Source organism: Streptomyces sp. NPDC050988, from assembly GCF_044456225.1.
Classification (GTDB): Bacteria; Actinomycetota; Actinomycetes; order Streptomycetales; family Streptomycetaceae; genus Streptomyces.
Map to the genome: position 1 here is coordinate 1 of NZ_JBITFQ010000009.1, position 18555 is coordinate 18555.

Consider the following 18555-nt stretch of genomic DNA (forward strand, 5'->3'; position numbering starts at 1 on the left):
GAAAACGGCCGCACCGCCAACAGCATGTCCATGGTCTTCCTCGCCATCCTCCTCATCCTGATCGTCGGAATCGCCATCGACCTGCTCATCTTCAGCCCGCTGGAGCGGCGAGTACTGCGCAGCCGGGGCTTGCTGGTCACCCACTGAAGGGACAGACACAGAGACAGCGACCGGTTGGTCAGCCGATCAGCCGGTCCAGGGCTGCCACCGGTCTTCCTGTGCGGGGTTGATGCTGCTGAGCCACACCAGCACGCCACCGATCAGGCCGGGCTTGTCCCTCGTGGCCAGGGCCGGCGCTTCGAGCATGTCGGCGGCCTCTTCCAAGTAGGTGACCAGCGTGTCGAGTTCCTCGCCCGGGGCTTCGTTGTAGCGGGACCAGCGGCCCAGGTAGCCGGTCGCGGCGTCCAGGTACAGGCCCGAGGTGCCGTCAGCCGGGCCCACGGCGACAACCGGAATCCAGGTTGCCTTCCACACAGTGATCCGCTCGTCCTCGGGGCGGTCGATGTTGAAGGTGTCCTGGTGGGCCTGGGAGTCCATCTTCAGCCGGTAGGTAGCAGCCACGGCGTCCAGGGTCATCAGAGCCCAATTACCCGGAAGGCATCCCGCGCCATCGACCCCGTCGTCACCCGCCGTCAGCAGCCACAGGACATGCAGCTCGACAGGTATCGGGATGCCGAGGTCGCCCTCCAGGGCGGCGATGGCGGCGGGGCCGGCGCCGGCACGGAGTGCGGCGTAGGAATCGGGGGCGTTCCGCTGAAGCCAGCCGGTGATGCGCTGCCAGGCATCGGCGACCTCCCGTACGGTGACCGCGTCGGTGGCTGGGTCGGCGTGCCCCTCCTCCTGCTGCTCCTGGTCCTGTGCGTCGGCAGCGGGCTCGGCGGACTCCGCGGGCTCGGCGAAGGAGATCGGGTTCACGTACCGGATCTCGATCCGGTCGGGCTCGCGTATGTAGCCGACGGCCAGGGCGGGGCAGTCCTCGAACAGGTCGCCGTCGACCGTCACGGTGAGGATGCCTGGCAGATTCGAGGGCCGGCCCATGTCCGGGTCGTCGGCCAACTGTCCGGCCAGGACCTTCAGGGCGTACGGCACACCGGCGCCGAACTTGGTGGCGGTGTCGCGTACGAACGGGGGTAACTCGACGTCCACGGCCTGGTGTTCCTTGCTGGTCGGGCGGAAGGCGGGCCCCTCATCGTAGGACTCGGTGGTCCAGATCGCCGTCCAGGTGTCCTGGAGTCCGGCGCGGTCGTCTCCGCCCACTACCGCGGCGGACTGAGCGGGGGGGGGACAAAGTTCCTGTGGGAGATCAACGGTACCCAGGGCGACATCCAGGTCACCGCTCCCAACAGTCATCTCCAGGTCGGACCGATCACCCTCCGCGGCGCCCACGGCAAGAACAGCGAACTGTCCGAACTTCCCCTGCCCGCCTCCTACGAGCTGCCCGCCCTCGCCGACGCCCGGACCGGCCCCGCCTACAGCGTCGGCCACGCCTACGCCGGCATCCGCGAAGATCTAACCCAGGGCACCCACCGAGTCGCCGACTTCACCCACGCCCACCGCCGCCAGCAGCTCTTCGCCCGCATCGAGGCCGCCGCCCAGCGCAACGGACAACGGGCAGCGCGCATGAGGCCCACAGTCGGGACCGGGACCGTCGGCCCGGCGTCACGCCTCCCCCGGCTTCCGCCCCTCCCCGGCCGTGCTCCCGCGTCCCGGAGATTCTTCTTACCCATTTTTCATAGGGTGCCTATGTAAATGCGCGATACTTGATGACTGTGGAACAGTCGCATTCGGAGGACCGCCTCCAGGAAACCGCGCGAGCGCTGGCCGACCTCGCTTCTGTCGTGGTCAGGGCCGTGACGGACCGGCGGGGTATGAGCTTCACCGCCGCCTCCGCCCTCGCCCGGCTGGAGCGGGAGGGACCGGCCCGGCTGACCGCACTGGCGACGGCGGAAGGCGTCACGCAGCCGTCTATGACTCAGTTGGTGCAGCGCTTGGAGCGGCAGGCGCTGGCGCTGCGGATCGACGACCCGGAAGACGGGCGCGTCACTCTGGTGGCCATCACGGACACCGGACGGGAGGTTCTCGCCGAGCGCCGACAAGAGCGTGACGCCCGCCTGGCCGCCCTGCTGTCCTCCCTCCCCGAAGAGGAGCAGCAATCCCTGGCAACAGCGATGCGGACCGCCCTGCCACTCGTGCGGCAGATGCTGCTCGAGGACGGAACACAGCAGCCTCCCCTCCTCGAACAGCACAGCACCGGGAGCGAGCGATGACCCCCGAGCAGTCCCACGTACCCGCAACCGCCGACAGGGGGCAGGGCAGCCACAGAACGTGGATCGGCGTGGATCATCCCCGCTACAAGTGGGTCGCGCTGACCAACACCACTGTGGGCATGCTGCTGGCCACGATCAACAGCTCGATCGTGCTGATCTCGCTGCCCGGGATCTTCACCGGTATCCGACTCGATCCGCTGGAACCCGCGAACGTGAGCTACCTGCTGTGGATGCTGATGGGCTACATGCTCGTCACCGCGGTGCTGGTGGTCGCCCTCGGCCGGCTCGGCGACATGATGGGCCGGGTCCGCATCTACAACGCCGGCTTCCTGATCTTCACGCTCACCTCGGTGGTCCTGTCCCTCGACCCCTTCCACGGCGGGAGCGGGGCACTGTGGCTGATCGGCTGGCGCATCGTGCAGGCAGTCGGCGGCTCGATGTTGATGGCCAACTCCGCGGCCATCCTCACCGACGCCTTTCCCGCCCGTCAGCGCGGCATGGCCCTGGGCGTCAACATGGTGGCGGGCATCGCCGGGTCGTTCATCGGCCTGGTGCTGGGCGGAGCCCTCGTGACGTGGAACTGGCGCTCGGTCTTCTGGGTCAACGTGCCCATCGGCCTGATCGGCACGGTGTGGGCGTACAAGTCGTTGCACGAGACGGGCGTGCGCAGGCCGGGGCGGATGGACTGGTGGGGCAACATCACCTTCGCCGTCGGACTGAGCGCCCTGCTCGCCGGTATCACGTACGGCATCCAGCCCTACGGCGGCCACACCATGGGCTGGACCAACCCGTGGGTGCTGGCCGGACTGATCGGCGGCGTAGCCATGCTCGCGGTCTTCTGCGTGGTCGAGATGAAGGTCGCCGAGCCGATGTTCCCGCTGCGCCTGTTCCGCAACGCGGCGTTCGCGGGCGGCAACGCGGCCACTCTGCTGGGGTCGATCGCACGCGGTGGCCTGCAGTTCATGCTCATCATCTGGCTGCAGGGCATCTGGCTACCCCTGCACGGCTACGACTACGCCGACACCCCACTGTGGGCCGGCATCTACATGCTGCCGCTGACCGCCGGATTCCTGATAGCCGGGCCGATCTCCGGAGCGCTGTCCGACCGGTTCGGTGCACGCCTGTTCGCCGCATCCGGATTCACGGTGATGGCGGCGTCCTTCGCGGGACTGCTCATGCTGCCAAGCGACTTCTCGTACGGGGTCTTCGCAGTACTGATCTTCCTCAACGGGGTTGGTGGTGGCCTCTTCGCGGCGCCGAACACGTCGATCGTCATGTCGAACGTCCCGGCCGATGCCCGCGGTGCCGCTTCCGGCATGCGCGCCACGTTCCAGAACGCCGGCATGGTGCTGTCCATGGGCGTGTTCTTCTCGCTCATGGTGGCCGGCCTCTCCAGCACGCTTCCGCACACCCTGAGTTCGGGCCTCACCGCCCAGGGCGTCCCCGCACACGCCGCCCACACCGTCGCCGAACTGCCCCCGGTGGGCGTCCTGTTCGCAGCCTTCCTCGGCTACAACCCGATCCAGCACCTGCTCGGCCCGGATGTCCTGGCCCACCTCTCCCCGACTGCCTCAGCGCATCTCACGGGGCGTGAGTTCTTCCCCCACCTGATCTCGCAGCCGTTCCACGACGGTCTGGTCATCGTCTTCTCCCTCGCCATCGCCATGTCCCTGGCCGCCGCGGCCGCTTCACTGATCCGTGGCCGCACCAAGGCAGTGTCCACCCTGCCGACCCCCGTGACGCCGGCTACCTCGGCGCCTGTGCGAGCGGCCACGGAGTTCGGTTCGGCCGTGCGACCAGCCCTGGAACTGCGCGGCAGGGTACGGGACAGCGCCGGCGAGCCACTGGTCCACGCCACCCTCACGCTCGTCGACCGCTACGGCCACCAGAAGTCCATCGCCAGATCGGGTGAGGACGGGACGTACGAGCTGGCGTCGGCGGAACCGGGTTCGCACATGCTGGTCGTGTCGGCCAAGGGGCACGAGCCGCGCGCCGTGCAGGTCACCACGGGAAAGGAACCGGCCCTCTCCGACCTCGCCCTGACAGCGGTCTGCGCTGTGCACGGCACCGTGCGCCAAGCGCACACTGGCCGTCCAGTCCCCCACGCCCACATCACCCTGCTGAACCCCCATGGCGATGTCGTGACCACGTCCACGACCAGCGAGAACGGCACGTACACCCTGAAGGGCCTGACTCCGGGCCCCTACACCGTCGTCGCCTCCGATTCCTCTCCGGTCACCGCCGACGTCACACTGGGCAACGGAGAGACCCGCCAAGTGGATTTCCAGACCAGCGACGCCCCCGACTGACGGACCACGGGCCGCGCCCCTACGCCCCACTGCCGCGCCAATCGCGCCCGATCGACGGGCGCCTCGCCCGCCCTTCCGGAATTTTGGGTTCCTCTAGCCTTCCTCGGTCTCGCTCTGCATCGCCCAAGTCGACCGGCTCATCGAGGCCAGGTTCCGCACGCACGAACTCCCCGAGATCGTGGCAAGCATGCCCGGCATCGGTCCGCTCCTGGGTCCCGAGTTCCTCGCCCCAATCGGCAACGACCTGGCGGACTTCACCAGTCAGGACGGGCTCGCAGCATTCGCCGGTCTGGCGCCGGCACCACACGATGCGAGAGTCAACGTCCTGTGGGCCCTGATCCAGGAGGGCCGACTCTACGAAGTCGCTCCACCCAAACCCACTGGCTAGTTCGGACGATCACCAGACCGCCACAACCAGCGCAAGGCATCAGGGAGCCGGACACCACAGTGGTTGGGGCTGTGGCCGCCATCACCCAGGACGAGGCGGAAGTCGTAGCCCGCTTCAGCGAGCGCTGCCGCGACACGCAAGTTGTCGGCGAGCCGGTTCGCCTCGGGCTTGTTGGCGGAAGGGCGGGGCCGAGGCGTTGGCCTCCCGGGGCACGAGTACGAGTGGTCAGCGCTGCAGGCTGTCGCTGCAGTGTCGACAGAAGCCGATTACCTGGAGCCGGTCAGTTATTCGGTTGCACGCCGCCGAGACTGGAGTGTCAGATCCCGGCTATGACGATTGTGCTGAGTACGCCGACGGCCGATGGAGTACGCGAGGCCATCGCGGCGCTGCGGGAGTGGCAGCACGACGAGACGCCGATGCAGCTGCATCCCGGAGACATCGGCTGGAACTACCGGTTCGGATCGGCCGAGACGGCCGCGGCGGTACGGACCTGGAGCCGGAACGGACGGATCCTCGCCGTCGGGATGCTGGATTCGCCGACGCTCGTGCGGATGACGGTCGCTCCCGACGTTTTCCATGACGAGGACTTGGCGCGGCGACTCGTCGAGGACTTCTCGCTGCCCGAGCGCGGCGTGCTGCCGGAAGGAACGGTATTCATCGAGGCACCGCAGGGCCTGCTGCTCCACCACCTGTTGACCAAGGAGGGCTGGGGCGTCGACGAGCCGTGGACGCCGCTCTCCCGCGACCTCGCCGAAGCGACGGAGGACCCCGGCGTGCGGATCAAGGAGATCGGTCTGGAGCAGGCACAGGACTTCGCCGACGTCCTGCGGTCCGCGTTCAACACCACGAAGCCCACGCGCGAATACCGGCACAAGATGTCCGCGGCACCGTTCTACGGCGACGCCCGATGCCTGGGTGTTTACGACGAACAGGGCAACCCTGCGGCGGTGGTGACGGTCTGGTCAGCCGGCTCGGGGAAGCCGGGACTGGTCGAGCCGATGGGCGTCCACGCAGACCACCGCGGCCGCGGCCATGGCCGGGCGATCACCGTCGCCGGGGCGGCCGCACTGCGGGAGATGGGCTCGTCAAGCGTGCGCGTGTGCACGCCGAGCTCCAACGTCGGCGGCGTCGCCACGTACATGGCGGCCGGGTTCGCGGTGAGGCCGGAGATCGCCGACCGGATCCGGAAGGTCTGACGTCGAGGTCTCCGGACCTTCGCACCATGCCGCAGCACTTCGTACGGCGGCCGTACGAGGTGCTCTGCTCTCGGCTACCTGCACGATGCGGGAGACGTGGGCCTGGGCTTCCGGCGACAGTTCGCGCCCGAAGCATTCGCCCGCGCCGTCGTCGACGTCGCCCGATTCTGACCTCGTCCGTGGGTGGGTGGACGGCGTCACCACCGCGCCGCTCGTAGCGCTCCGTCCTGCGCGGAGTTGCGGGGTCAGCTGCCGCCGCGGAGGGCTGATGTCGTCTTCCCGGTGCGTTCGCGAAGGAGCACTCGCAGGGTGTTGGGGTGTTCGTAGCCGACTTTCCTCGAGATGGTCTCCAGGGACAGGTCAGTGGTGCGCAACAGGTGGGAGGCGCGTTCGATTCTCAGGTCCTGGACGAATCGGATGGGGGATGTTCCGGTCGTGCGCTGTACGGCACGCTGCAGCGTCCGCTCGCTCACGCCGATGTCACTGGCGGCTTCGGGGATTCTGATGGGTTCGGCCAGATGCTCGCGGGTCCACAGGTCGAAGGCCACGACGGTGGGATCGCTCTGGGCCAGGGCACTGGGAATGGTGTACGCGGCCTGCGAGGGGCGTTCATCGACCACGAGATAGCGGGCGACCAGGTCGGCGAGAGCGGGGCTGCCCGCCCGGACGATCGCCAGCGCGAGGTCCACGTGACCGAAAGCCGCACCGGCGGTGATGACGCCGTCCGAGGTGATGAGCATCCGGCTGTGATCCAGCTCGACCTTGGGATACCTGTTCCGGAACACGGGCGACAGCCACCAGGTCGTCGTGGCACGCAGCCCGTCCAGCACTCCCGCCTCGGCCAACAGGAAGGTCCCCGCGCACGCCGACGCGATGGTCGTACCGCGGGCGCGGGTGTGTGCGATGAGGTCACGCACGGCAAGAGACGCATCGCCGCCGACATGGTCGAGCAATGCGTCGGGATCGCTCCCCCCGAATGCCTGAACGACCAGGAGGTCCGCCGTGTGTGCCTGCTCAAGCGGCTCGGGTGCCACAAGGAATCCCGCTCCGGTCCGAACCTGCGGAGCGGGGCCGACAAGTGTCACGTTCCAGGTGGGCGGTTCGTGGATCTGCCCGCCCAGGGCGTTGGCGTTGTCCAGTACATCGAGGACGGCTGCGAGCCCTGAGTCGAACACCCCGTCGTAGACCACGACCGCTATGCGCATGGCGGGAACACTATCAAACGTGTCGTTTCTGCCACTGATGTGATCACCAACCGTCGCCATAGGTTCGTCGTGCGCCGGGAGCCCGGCGCTTCTCAGGCAAGGAGTGGTCACATGAAGGTCGGTCTGCTGGTACGCATCGAGGCCAAGCCGGAGTTCGCCGACGAGGTGGCGGCGATGCTGAGCGGCGCGCAGGAGTTGGCCGAGCAGGAGGGAGGCACGGTGGCGTGGTTCGCGTTCCGTGAGAACGCCACCACCTTCGGGGTATTCGACACCTTCGAGGACGAGCAGGGGCGCGAGGCACACCTCGCGGGCAGGATCGCCGCCGCCCTCGGGGAGGCGGCCAAGTCCAAGCTCAGCGCACCGCCGGTGATCGCCCCGATCGACCTGCTGGGGGCCAAGGTCTCCTGAACGGCCCGGACACCCGGCCGCCCGGGCGTGGACAGCTCCCGCCCGGCTGCCGGCCAGGAGCCTCTGAGCTGCCACTGACGCGCGGCAGCACCAATCCCGAGCAACTCTTCGCGGCTGGCTGCGCGGCCTGCTTCGCCAGCACATTCGGTGTGGTGGGCCGGGCAGCCGAGGTTCCTCAAGTACATCCTGCACGACTGGGACGACACCAGTTGTGTTCGCATCCTTCAGAACGGCCGCAAGGCGGTGTCAGGAGTCCCGGCGGTAGTGTCTGCTGTACTCGGAGATGGGCAGCGTATGGGTTGGAGACGCCCCCTGCGCGCACGGGAATCTATGGCCATGACGCGACGCAAGGCAGTAATCATTCCCTCGGTCCTCCTCTCCCTCGGTGCCGTGGCGGTTGCCACTCCCGCCATCGGCGACGCCATGGACAAGTCAGCGAGTCCGGTTTCGGCGTCCGCCGGCCTCTCCACGACGCCGGCAACCGGGCAACGCGCGGGCGGCGTGGTCGAAGCCATCGCGCGCAATGCCCACACATTGAGGACCACAGAACCCGAAGGCAGTCTGCGGGACCTGGACGCGCTGGGCCGTATGGTCAAGGACGCCGAGGTGGTGGGTTTGGGCGAGGCCAGCCACGGATCGCAGGACTTCTTCCGCATGAAGCACCGGGTCTTCCGCTACCTGGTGGAGCAGAAGGACTTCCGGACCTTCTCCCTGGAGCTTGCCTGGAGCAGCGGTCTGCGGCTCAACGACTACGTAGTGAACGGCAGAGGCAACCTCAAGGACATAGCGAACGAGGAGTTCCAGGGGGCGTACCGGATCTGGAACAACCAGGACTACATCGACCTCATCGAGTGGATGCGGGACTACAACCGCCGGCACCCGAAGGACAAGGTGCAGTTCATGGGCAACGACATGGGCTACGCCGGGCCGGAGCTGTACGAGAAGGTGACCGACCAGGTGGCGCGCGAGTACCCGCAACTGCTGGAGCGCGTCACCGAGTTGTACCGCGGCCTGGCGCCGACCACCGACGCCGGCACCTACAGCGAGGACTACCTGAAGCTGCCACTGGCGGAGCGCCAGGAGCGGGCGGAGCGGACCGGGAAGGTGTACGAGCTACTGCGCAAGCAGCGCCCCGGCTCGGGCGCCGACCGGCAGGAGCACCTGTGGACCGTGCAGCACGCCAGGGCCATCCACCAGATGGCCAGGGGCTACTCCCTCGACATCACCGACGAGGCCCAGGTCGCGGAGATGATGAGGCTCCGTGACCAGGTGATGGCGGAGAACGTGGCCTGGTGGCACAAGCACACCGGTGACCGGATCCTGCTGTCGGCGCACAACACGCACGTGTCGTACGACTCCTTCGACGAGCGGTACCCCAAGACCCAAGGGGCGTTCCTGCGAGACGCGTTGGGCAGGAAGTACGTCAGCGTCGGCTTCAGCTTCTTCAAGGGCTCCTTCAAGGCGTTCGGCACCGACGACAACGTGATGCGTACCTACCGCGTGGGTGCCGCGAAGCCCGGCTCGAACGAGGAGACCCTGGACAAGGTCCGCCAGGACGACTACATCCTCGACATGCGCACGGCTCCCAACTCCGCGCGCGCCTGGCTGGACAAGTCGCGTGTCACCTGGAACATCGGCGCCGGGTGGCCCGACCCCGTGACGTACAGGATCGCCCTCGGCCAGGCACACGACGTCCTCATCCACCTCAACGAGATCGACGCAACCGAGTACCTGGGCAAGCCCTGACCCGCAGGGTGTGGCGAGCCGCCGCGCGGGCGTCTTCCGGGCGCCCGCGCTGGCCCGCGTCCGTCCCTGCCCTCTCCTCCATGCCGCGATGCGGAGCAGCCTCTTGTAGTGGAATTCCTCGATGCCGGGCCGGCAGAGTTCGAGTCCGAAGGCCGGAGCGCCGCTCACATCAAAGTCGGGTCCTTCACTTCTCCCGGCGCAGGAAGTCGACGACCAGGTCCGTTGTCGCCTGCGGCTGCTCTTCTGTGATCCAGTGCCCGCGGTCCGGGATGACCGCGTCTTCGACGTTGCCGGCAACACCTCGCAGCACATCGCCGATCCCAGGGCCGAAGTTTGCTTCGCCACCGAAGGCCAGGACCCGGCGTCTCAAGCTTGCCCTGCGCTCTCGGGTCGTTTCATGGTCTTGCCCACGTCGTAGCGGGTGGCAGGCCGCCGGTTCTTCTAGCCAACTGGCTTTCCAGGTCCGGGCGTTGAGGGTTTCGGTGCACGGGCCGGACAGGTGAGATGCCTCAGCCGGCGAGCAGGGCCTGCATCCACTGCTCTTCGCGTTGCTCGATGTACTCGGCGTCGTTTCGCCAGGCGTCGCCGTGGCCTTCAGCCCACAGCCTTGCCCAAGGCTGGGCTCCTTGGGCTGCCTGGTCGCCGCAGGAAGTCGTGCATGGAATGCGTACGGCGCCCCAGCACAGGGACCAACCGACGGCGTTCGGACTCAGCCAGACCGTAGGCGTCGGCGAAGACTCGCAGTCGGTGCGCCGCGTCCGGGCTCTGCCAGTCCGGATGCGCGGACAGCGGGATGAACCCGTGAATGGCGTATGCGACATCCCACAGGCGCAGGCCGGGACCTGCAGCGTCCCAGTCGATGAAGGCCCACCGTGCCTCGTCTGCGACCACGAGGTTCCAGGGGGCCAGGTCGTTGTGGGCGATGATGTCACTGCCCTCGGCGGGGATCAGCGTCTGCCACCGCGCATCGGACGGCGGCGTGAAGTCCTGCACGGCGTCGTGGAAGTCCCGGATCAGCCGTGCCACGCGAGCCAGTCGTCGAGCGGGTTCCATCACCGAGAACCGGTCGGGCCAGACCACATCTCCCGGCATGAAGGTCAGGACCTCACGCCCCTGATCGTCAATGCCGAGCGGACGAGGCGCCGCGCCGAATCCCACCTCGTGCAGGTGGGCAAGCAGGGCATGCACAGCGGGAGTCCATGGTCCGGCCGGACGGCGAACGGTGTCCCCGACGCGCACGACACCATCACTGACGTTGCCACCGGACAAGGGCTCTTCATCGTCGTGCCGCATCGAACCAGTGTGTCGGATCAGCCCGTCATGATCACCCCATTAAGGGGGAGCATCGGACCGCGGTCAGGTTCCCGCCGGGACGCGTACGGCGGTGGGATGGGTTCGGCTGGTTCGGGTGATGCTGATCTGGCCCCGCCGCAGCAACACTGGGGCTCATGAATGTGGTGAGCACCGCCGAGGTGGCGGCAGGAGAGCGGTGCGCGTTCTGGCCCGAGGTGATCACGAAGCTCTGGGGCCCTACGACTTACGCTGCGACCCGCAACGGGAGAACGGATTCCGGGTCCAGGTCGGCATGAGCGATTTCGGTGCGATGCATTCGTCGCCGAGGTGACGGACATGGTCACGGACATGGTGACGGACAACCGGGTGTGAACCCCGTCGAATTGTCGATGATTGTCGGTGTAACGACAAAACCGAACCCCCGTCGATAGGCTCGGACAATCTGTCACCGACAAGCCCATGGGGGTCTCGTGACACACCGCCAGCTCGCCGGATCATTCAGAGGGTTACGCCGTATCGCGGTCCTCACCGTACTCGCCCTGACCGTCCCACTGACGGCCACCACCGCCGAGGCGCACAGCGGCGTGGAGGCCACCCCGGGCAATCCCGTCATCGCCTGGAACATCCACGCCCAGAGCGCTATCTACGACACCGCCAAGCAGTCGCCCACCACCAGCACCCGCAGCTTCGCCATCGTGCAGGGCGCCGTATACGACGCGGTCAACGCTGTCGCCGGCCGTCCGTACGAGCCCCTGGTCAGCGCGCCCCGCAGCCGCCCCGGGGACTCCACCGCCGCGGCGGTCGCCGCGGCCGCCCACGACACGCTGCTGTGGCTCTTCCCCGGGCAGGCCGAGTCGCTGAACGCCCGGTACGACGAGGCGCTGGCCGCGATCCCCGACGGCCGCGCCGAGGACGGCGGGGTGGCCGTCGGCAGGGCCGCCGCCGCGGCGATGACCGAGAGCCGCCGTGACGACGGCTTCGACCCCAGCGCGCCGTGGACCGTCGGCACCGAGCCGGGCGAATACCGGCTCACCCCGCCCGGCTACATCGGCGTCGGCGCCTGGGTGCCGAACCTGAAGCCGTTCGTCGTCCCCGACGCCGGCGCCCACCGGGTCGAGCCCCCACCGGCCCTGACCAGCGCCGCCTGGGCCCGCGACCTGAACGAGGTCAAGAGCCTCGGCGCGGCCACCAGCACCGTCCGCACCGAGGACCAGACCGAGGCGGCGATCTGGTGGGACGACCCCCAGATGGTCGAATGGTCGATCACCCGGCAACTCGCCGGCGAGCACCGCCTCAGCAGCCTCCGGACGGCCCGGCTGCTCGCCATGGTGTACGTGGCCTCCGCCGACACCCTCATCTCCTGCTACAAGGCCAAGGCTCACTGGAACTTCTGGCGCCCAGTGACGGCCATTCCGCTCGCCGACACCGACGGCAACGCGGCCACCGATCCCGACCCGGACTGGACGCCGCTGCGGGTCACCGCCCCGTCGCCGGAGTACCCGTCGGGCCACGCCTGTTTCACCACGGCGGTCATGACGACCCTGGGGTCGTTCTTTGGCCGTGACGACCTCATGTTCGCCGCGTACAGCCCCGCCTCCGGCACAACCCGCCGCTACGACAGCCTTCGGGCGGCGACAGCCGAACTCATGGAGGCGCGAATCTGGGCCGGCGTGCATTACCGCTTCGCCTCCGAGCACGGGCACCGGCTCGGGCTGGCGGTCACCCGTGACGTCCTGAACCGCGCCTTCCAGCGGCGCTGACGCGGCCGTCCCTTCCACCACCGCCGGGAGGACAGCTCGGGACAGCACCGACACCGGGACGGCCGCCGAAGCGCAGTTCAGCTCAGCTCAGCGGGAACGGGCCGCGGAGAGGATGACTGGTCTCCGGCCAGGAAATGGTGGTTGTTGCGGGCAGGGTGCGACCCTGAGCATCCAACGGAGTTCCTCGTGCGACAGAAGGATCTTGGTCGATCTCCTGCCCATGGGAACTCCGTTGCCGCGTGGGGCTTTCGCCGGACAACCACCTTGGTCGCCCGGACGCCGAACTGTCCGGAGTGCGGCGCGAGTTGGACGGTCGGGATGGAACTTCCCGCCTCGGCACGGTACCGCTCTCCCCGTTCTCCCAAACGGGCCTGGCACCGGCGGCGCACGCAGGCGGGCGGCGCATGCGCGGCGCACACAGCCGGGCGGTGCGGGAGACCGCGCGCGCCGCTACGGCAAGGCCGCTCCACGCGCCGGGCCCGTGCGCCCCGACACCGCTCTCGGACGGCCGGATGGTACGAAATGACAGGTACTCGCGGCGAGTTGACGGCATGAAGGGTGCCGCGCTCCGGGCCCGTGGGGGTGGATGCGGATGTCCGCAATGGTCGGCAGTGTGAGCCGGGACCGCTGCGACGAACTGGTCAAGCCGGTCCTCTTGAGGAACTGGATCAGAAGCGGTCGCGAATCGGCGCCGTGCCACCGAACATCGCCGACCGATTGACTACGCTCCATCGCGTGCCGGACGCCGTTCTCACGCGGTCAGGCCGCTGACCTGCGATGGAAAGATGGGGCTACCAGCAGAGAGGAAGCTGGTCGTGATTTCGTGCCGCCCGGAGCACGAAGTCGAACCCAGGGGTTCCTGCCGACTGTCAGCGCAGGTCGAGGCGCATCAGGATGCGGGGATGGCCGGCCAGTACCGAGGTGGTGTCGGCGACGTGGGTGAACCCGGCGCGCTCGAAGTTCTTGCGGAGCCCCGCGTACGCCATCGTCATGTCGACCTTGGCGTCACCGTTATCGAGGGGATAGGCCTCGACCACCGGTGCGCCCTGGTCGCGGGCATACTCGACCGCCCCGGCGATGAGAGCGTGCGAGATCCCCTGCTTCCGATGACCGGGGCGTACGCGGATGCACCACAGCGACCAGACCGGGAGGTCGTCGACGTGCGGGATCTTGCGGTTGCGCGCGAAGGAGGTGTCCGCGCGCGGTGCCACCGCGGCCCAGCCGACCGGCTCGCCGCCGTCGTAGGCGAGCACGCCCGGAGGGGGTCCCGTACGGCACAGTTCGGCGACGTATTCGCCGCGGGCCGGCCCGCGAAGCTCGTTGTTGAGCTTGGACGGGATCCGGTAGCTCAGGCACCAGCAGACGTTTGCTCCGGGTGACTTCGGGCCCACCAGGGTGCGGACGTCCTCGAAGACCGTAGCCGGGCGCACTTCGATCGTCGTGACTCCTCCTCCGGCTGGAACCGGTGGCTTCTCGCTGTGCCGGGTTGGATTTGCGACGGACCGGCCTGGCCCCTAGAACGTTGAGAGCGCCTACCGTATCGGCGTGTGTGCGGCGTGGCTGCAGACGACACATTGGAACTCTCCCTGGGTGGCGGTGCTCCTTCACCATGTGCCCGCGTTCGGGGCAGGTGCGGGATGTGTTGCGGAGCGGTCCACCGCCGACGGGGAGAGCGACAGCCTTCTCCCGGAACCTACGAGGCCGCCGGAACCTCAGACGGAAGCGGCTCACCACCGACGAGCCCGTCGGCGGTGCCCGGAAGTCGCCAGGGTTCCCCCTCCGACCTCACACGCCTTGCCGGGACCTCGTTGTCACCACGTACACAGCCTGTCAAGTGCCCCGTTGTTGTCGGACAGCTCCTCGCGCAGGACCCGTGCTCACTGGTCGAGAGCTGCGGGTTCGGCCAGGGAACACACGTCGGCCGTATGGGGATCGCCGATCAGGGCCTGCGGTTCGCCGTCCGAGGCGTCCTCCTCCAGCCCGCTCCGGCCGGACTGGGAGGTGGCCTTCCCGTCGTCGCCGTGGCCGGGGACGAGGGCGAGCCCCAGGGCCAGTGCGGTGCTGACGCCGAGCGCGGCCGCGATCAGCGGTCGGCCCCACCTCCGGCGCCCGGTGACGGTGGCCGTGCCCCCAGGGGTTCTCGGCTCGGATCCGGCTACGTCCTCCAGGAGTTGCTTGACGTCGGCGGCGTCCGGGCGCCGCCGAGGGTCGCGGTGCAGCATGGCGGCGAGCACGGGATACAGCGGTCCCACGGCGGCGGCGTCCAGTTCGACGACGCCCTGCTCGGCCTTCCAGTACCTCAGCCGCTCGGCTTCCTCCCCGTCGTCCCCCGTCCTGGCAGAGCCTGCGTCCTCACTTGTCGCGGCACCGCGCGGCGGTGCACCGGTGTCCAGTGCGTGGAGGGTGGCGGCCAGACAGAACACGTCCGAGGCCGGCCGGGGGACGTTGCCCCGGGCCAGTTCGGGGGCGGCGTAGTCCGGGGTGTAACTGAACGGGCCGTTGACGGTGATGGTCTCGGTACCGCCGACCCGGTAGGCGGCGCCGAAGTCCAGTAACTTCGCGGCCCCATGCCGGGTGAGGCCGATATTCGCGGGCTTGACGTCACAGTGGACGACGCCCGCTTCGTGCAGGGCGGCCAGCGCGTCGGCGAGCTGGGCACCGATGCGCGCCGCCCGCGCGGCAGAGACCGTCGGCTGGAGCCGGCCGTTGTAGAAGGGAACAGCCGTCCACCTGCCCGGGTGAGACCAGCCTTCTGTGGACCCCACACCTCCCTGGACGGCTGCCCTCCTGCGGACCGGGCAGTCAGCGGGCGTCCGAGTCCTGGCGGGCCGCGTCCCATGCCTCGTGGGAGGCGGCGATGGCCGGGCGATGGGCGATCGACCAGTCGGCGAGAGCCTTCACGAGGTGGGTCAGGCTGTGGCCCATCTCCGTCAACTCGTACTCGACCTGCGGCGGGACAGTGGGGTACACCGTGCGCCGCACCAGGCCGTCGCGCTCGAGGCGGCGGACGGTGAGCGTGAGCATGCGCTGCGAGATGTCGCCCGGGATGGCGCGTTGGAGTTCCTTGAATCGGCGGATGCCGGAGGCGAGTTCGACCACCACGTAGACGGACCACTTGTCGCCGAGCCGGTCCAGTACGTCCCGGACACCGCACTCGTCCTGCGGTGTGTCGCACACGATGACAGGTTCGGCGGCCACCGGGGCGGTCGCCGGGCTGGTTACCGCCATGTGCCCTGCTGACATGAAAGTGCCTCCTTATGCGATCGGGTTCCTCTGCTGAGGATGGAACCACACAGCTCAGGAGGGACTTCCCATGATTCTGGTCACCGGCGCCGCCGGGGCACTCGGACAACTCGTCGCCCAGCGACTGGCGATACGCGACGACGTGGTGCTCGGCACCCGCGCACCCCGATCCGCGGGCGAGCGCCGAGTCGACTTCGACGAGCCGGCGTCGCTCGACTTCACGGGCGTGGACACCCTGTTGCTGATCTCCGCGGGGTTCGGCGAGGACGACGTGGTCGTCGCCCGTCACGACGCGGCCATCACGGCGGCCGAGAAGTCGGGCGTACGGCACATCGTCTACACCAGCCTGAGCGGCGACGGCGACCACCTCGCCTACGCACTCCCCCATCGCTGGACCGAGCGCAGAATCCGGCGGAGCGGCCTGGAGTGGACCATCCTGCGCAATGGCCTGTACGCCGAGTTCCTCGCGGCCATCGCCGCCCCGGGTCCAGACGGGACGATCACCGCGCCGCTCGGCGCGGGGCGTCTGGCCGCCGTCGCCCGCGAGGATCTCGCGGAGGTGGCCGCTCGCGTGGTCAGCGCCCCGGAGCAGCACGCGGGCCGCACGTACGAGCTTGTCGGCGAGGAAGCCCTCGGAGGTACGGAGCTGGCGACGGCGGCCGACGGAGCCTACGAGCCCGGCACACTCGCCCGAGCCCGGGAAGCCATCACTGCGGCCGGAGAGGCGCTTCCCTATCAGTTGCCGATGCTGATGGGGACGTACTCGGCGATCGCGGCCGGGTTCCTGGATGGGACGGGCATCGAACTCAACGCGCTGCGGGGGCTGTTGGATCGTGAGCCGCGGTCCGCTCTGGAGACGTACGCGGCGTCGGTCGGCACAGCGCGCTCGGGGACGTAGACAGACACTGTCCCGCCTTGTCGGCCGCCCCCCCATGCCGAGCCGTCGGGGACGGGAGCGTCGACGTCAGACCACGGTGACCTCTGTGAAGTGGTCGGCGATGAGTTCGGCGACCATGATCACGGTGAGGTTGGTGGCCACGGAGGGGACGTCGGGCAGGATGGAGGCGTCGACCACTCGGAGGCCGGGCACTCCTCGTACACGGCCGCGGTGGTCCACGACGGCGTGAGCGTCCGTGTCGGGCCCCATGGGCGCGGTGGCACACAGGTGCGGGTACGGCTTGACGTGGGCGCGTAGGTACGCGGCCATGTCGGTGTCCGTTGTGACGGCGGGGCCGGGGGCGATTTCGTTCAGGCCCAGTGGGCGCATCGAGGCGGTGTCGGCGAGTTCCCGGCCGAGAGCGATCGCTTCGGTCATCTTGTGCAGGTCCTTGGGGTCGTCGAGCAGGCCGAGCTGGAGCCGGGGCGGGACGGCCGGGTCGGTGCTTGCCAGTTGGAGCGTGCCGTGGGCATCGGGTTCGGGGCGGGTGACCGAGACCAGGAAGCCGAGTCCGCTGCCGCGCGGGTAGGCGTCGGATCGCACGAGGTGGCTCGGAGCGATCTGCAGGTCGAGTTCGTCGGCTCGGGCGAGCGAACTGCGCGTCGTCAGCAGAACCGACACCGGGGGTGTCGTCGCGCCGAGTTGTTCGGCGTCCGCGCTGAACAACACATAGGCGCAGGGGTGTTCGCGCAGACGGCGGCCGACCGGCAGATCGGTGACGACATCGACGCCGAGCCGCTTGAGTTCGTCGGCCGGTCCGATGCCGGACCGCAGCAGGATGGCCGCACTGCCTGCCGCACCGGCGGACAGGACGGTTTCCCTGGCCCGCAGGAGGGTGCCGTCGGTGGTGCGGACGCCGATGGCGTTGCCCCGCCGGTCGAAGGCAACGGTGTCGATGGTCGTCGCGCCCACGATGTGCAGGTTGGGGCGGTCGCGCACCGTCTGGTGGAGGTACACCAGGCCCGTGCTCTGCCGGATGCCGTCGGCAAGGCTGAGTGGGAAGTGTCCGATGCCGCCGGCGTGGGGTGTGTTGAGGTCGTCGACGGAAGAGAAGCCCAGAGCTGCGCAGGCGTCACTGAAGGCCTGATGGGCCGGCGTGAGGTCCTGTGGAGCGACACGGCTGATGTGTACGGGACTGTCGTGCCCGTGCAGGGCCGGGTCGCTGTCGGCGCCACCGTCCCTGTCGGCGACACCGTCCCTGTCCGCCTCCAGTTTCCGGTAGTAGGGCAGGACGTCGTCGTAGCTCCAGCCTGTGAGCCCCTTCCGCTCCCAGCGGTGGAAGTCGGCGGGGTGGGCGCGCATCGCCACTCCGGCGTTGATGGCCGACCCGCCGCCGAGGACCTTCGCCCGCACGAATGACGCGGCATGGCCGGTGTGTTGGGGGTCTGGTGGAGGCACCTCCCACAGGAGGGAGGGATCGCCTTCGTAGACCGCGCCGCTGAGGATGTGGCGGGGCAGTTCGTGGGGCGCGTAGGCGGGTCCGGCCTCGGTCAGGAGCACGCTGCGGTCGGGTGACTCGCTCAGCCGGGCCGCCAGGACCGCTCCGGCGGAGCCACCGCCGACGATCACGACGTCGTACTCAAACGGCCTGGGGGCCTGGGAAGTTACTGGCGGCGCCATGCTCTCCTCGATCTTGGCACGGGCTCCCCCGGGAGGGTTCTGAGCTGGGGACTCACTTGTCGAGTGACGGATTGTTGCACAGAGATCACCACATGTAACCTTCGTCGCGTCGGGGGCCGCACGGCTCGAGTGCTTCGGCCGGCCCCCATGTCCCCACATACGAAGTGAAGAGGGTCCTGTCGT

Annotated in this window: 15 protein-coding genes and 2 pseudogenes; 9 read left to right on the top strand and 8 right to left on the bottom strand. The window is 68.8% G+C overall.

The genetic code is table 11. The features are described 5' to 3' along the window. Positions 1 to 147, top strand: a pseudogene (locus ACIBEI_RS20950) (ABC transporter permease); the annotation flags it as partial. 39 nt (positions 148 to 186) lie between these two features. On the opposite strand, the gene ACIBEI_RS20955 reads toward ACIBEI_RS20950, so the two are convergent. Beyond that, on the bottom strand, positions 187 to 1257 hold the full coding sequence (locus tag ACIBEI_RS20955) for a hypothetical protein (RefSeq protein ID WP_398890873.1): 1071 nt from the start codon (positions 1255 to 1257) through the stop codon (positions 187 to 189). Positions 1258 to 1769: 512 nt separating this feature from the next. On the opposite strand from ACIBEI_RS20955, the gene ACIBEI_RS20960 reads away from it, so the two are divergent. The 4 genes from ACIBEI_RS20960 to ACIBEI_RS20975 all read left to right on the top strand — a co-directional run bounded on the left by ACIBEI_RS20960 (position 1770) and on the right by ACIBEI_RS20975 (position 6160). Beyond that, positions 1770 to 2267 carry a MarR family winged helix-turn-helix transcriptional regulator gene (locus tag ACIBEI_RS20960; protein WP_398890874.1) on the top strand — a complete coding sequence of 166 codons (498 nt, stop codon included), beginning with the start codon at positions 1770 to 1772 and terminating at the stop codon, positions 2265 to 2267. 119 nt (positions 2268 to 2386) lie between these two features. Continuing rightward, positions 2387 to 4576, top strand: coding sequence for an MFS transporter (locus tag ACIBEI_RS20965; RefSeq protein ID WP_398891385.1), 2190 nt, complete (start codon positions 2387 to 2389; stop codon positions 4574 to 4576). A gap of 187 nt (positions 4577 to 4763) precedes the next feature. Next, positions 4764 to 4964 carry a transposase gene (locus ACIBEI_RS20970; protein ID WP_398890876.1) on the top strand — a complete coding sequence of 67 codons (201 nt, stop codon included), beginning with the start codon at positions 4764 to 4766 and terminating at the stop codon, positions 4962 to 4964. A gap of 329 nt (positions 4965 to 5293) precedes the next feature. Further along, positions 5294 to 6160, top strand: coding sequence for a GNAT family N-acetyltransferase (locus ACIBEI_RS20975; RefSeq protein ID WP_398890878.1), 867 nt, complete (start codon positions 5294 to 5296; stop codon positions 6158 to 6160). A 245-nt stretch (positions 6161 to 6405) separates the two neighbouring features. Here ACIBEI_RS20975 and ACIBEI_RS20980 read toward each other — a convergent pair whose 3' ends face one another. Further along, positions 6406 to 7365 carry a GlxA family transcriptional regulator gene (locus ACIBEI_RS20980; RefSeq protein WP_398890880.1) on the bottom strand — a complete coding sequence of 320 codons (960 nt, stop codon included), beginning with the start codon at positions 7363 to 7365 and terminating at the stop codon, positions 6406 to 6408. A gap of 111 nt (positions 7366 to 7476) precedes the next feature. On the opposite strand from ACIBEI_RS20980, the gene ACIBEI_RS20985 reads away from it, so the two are divergent. Next, positions 7477 to 7773 carry a putative quinol monooxygenase gene (locus ACIBEI_RS20985; protein WP_398890882.1) on the top strand — a complete coding sequence of 99 codons (297 nt, stop codon included), beginning with the start codon at positions 7477 to 7479 and terminating at the stop codon, positions 7771 to 7773. Between the two features lie 336 nt (positions 7774 to 8109). Then, on the top strand, positions 8110 to 9519 hold the full coding sequence (locus ACIBEI_RS20990; protein ID WP_398890884.1) for an erythromycin esterase family protein: 1410 nt from the start codon (positions 8110 to 8112) through the stop codon (positions 9517 to 9519). Positions 9520 to 9703: 184 nt separating this feature from the next. Here ACIBEI_RS20990 and ACIBEI_RS20995 read toward each other — a convergent pair whose 3' ends face one another. Both ACIBEI_RS20995 and ACIBEI_RS21000 read right to left on the bottom strand, forming a co-directional pair. Then, a complete protein-coding gene (locus ACIBEI_RS20995; protein WP_398890886.1) occupies positions 9704 to 9829 on the bottom strand; it encodes an alpha/beta fold hydrolase in 126 nt (41 codons plus the stop codon). 199 nt (positions 9830 to 10028) lie between these two features. Then, positions 10029 to 10812, bottom strand: a pseudogene (locus ACIBEI_RS21000) (phosphotransferase enzyme family protein). Positions 10813 to 11282: 470 nt separating this feature from the next. On the opposite strand from ACIBEI_RS21000, the gene ACIBEI_RS21005 reads away from it, so the two are divergent. Continuing rightward, positions 11283 to 12572 carry a vanadium-dependent haloperoxidase gene (locus ACIBEI_RS21005; RefSeq protein WP_398890888.1) on the top strand — a complete coding sequence of 430 codons (1290 nt, stop codon included), beginning with the start codon at positions 11283 to 11285 and terminating at the stop codon, positions 12570 to 12572. Positions 12573 to 13441: 869 nt separating this feature from the next. Here the strand turns inward: ACIBEI_RS21005 and ACIBEI_RS21010 are convergent. From ACIBEI_RS21010 to ACIBEI_RS21020, 3 genes are all read right to left on the bottom strand, one after another. Further along, complete coding sequence (locus ACIBEI_RS21010) at positions 13442 to 14008, bottom strand: GNAT family N-acetyltransferase (RefSeq protein ID WP_398891387.1); 567 nt, start codon at positions 14006 to 14008, stop codon at positions 13442 to 13444. A 441-nt stretch (positions 14009 to 14449) separates the two neighbouring features. After that, positions 14450 to 15337, bottom strand: coding sequence for a protein kinase (locus ACIBEI_RS21015; protein ID WP_398890890.1), 888 nt, complete (start codon positions 15335 to 15337; stop codon positions 14450 to 14452). Between the two features lie 37 nt (positions 15338 to 15374). Beyond that, positions 15375 to 15815 carry a winged helix-turn-helix transcriptional regulator gene (locus ACIBEI_RS21020; protein WP_398890892.1) on the bottom strand — a complete coding sequence of 147 codons (441 nt, stop codon included), beginning with the start codon at positions 15813 to 15815 and terminating at the stop codon, positions 15375 to 15377. 70 nt (positions 15816 to 15885) lie between these two features. On the opposite strand from ACIBEI_RS21020, the gene ACIBEI_RS21025 reads away from it, so the two are divergent. Further along, positions 15886 to 16713, top strand: coding sequence for an NAD(P)H-binding protein (locus ACIBEI_RS21025; protein ID WP_398890894.1), 828 nt, complete (start codon positions 15886 to 15888; stop codon positions 16711 to 16713). Positions 16714 to 16779: 66 nt separating this feature from the next. Here the strand turns inward: ACIBEI_RS21025 and ACIBEI_RS21030 are convergent, their stop codons facing one another. Then, complete coding sequence (locus tag ACIBEI_RS21030; RefSeq protein ID WP_398890896.1) at positions 16780 to 18372, bottom strand: GMC family oxidoreductase; 1593 nt, start codon at positions 18370 to 18372, stop codon at positions 16780 to 16782. Positions 18373 to 18555 lie beyond the last annotated feature (183 nt).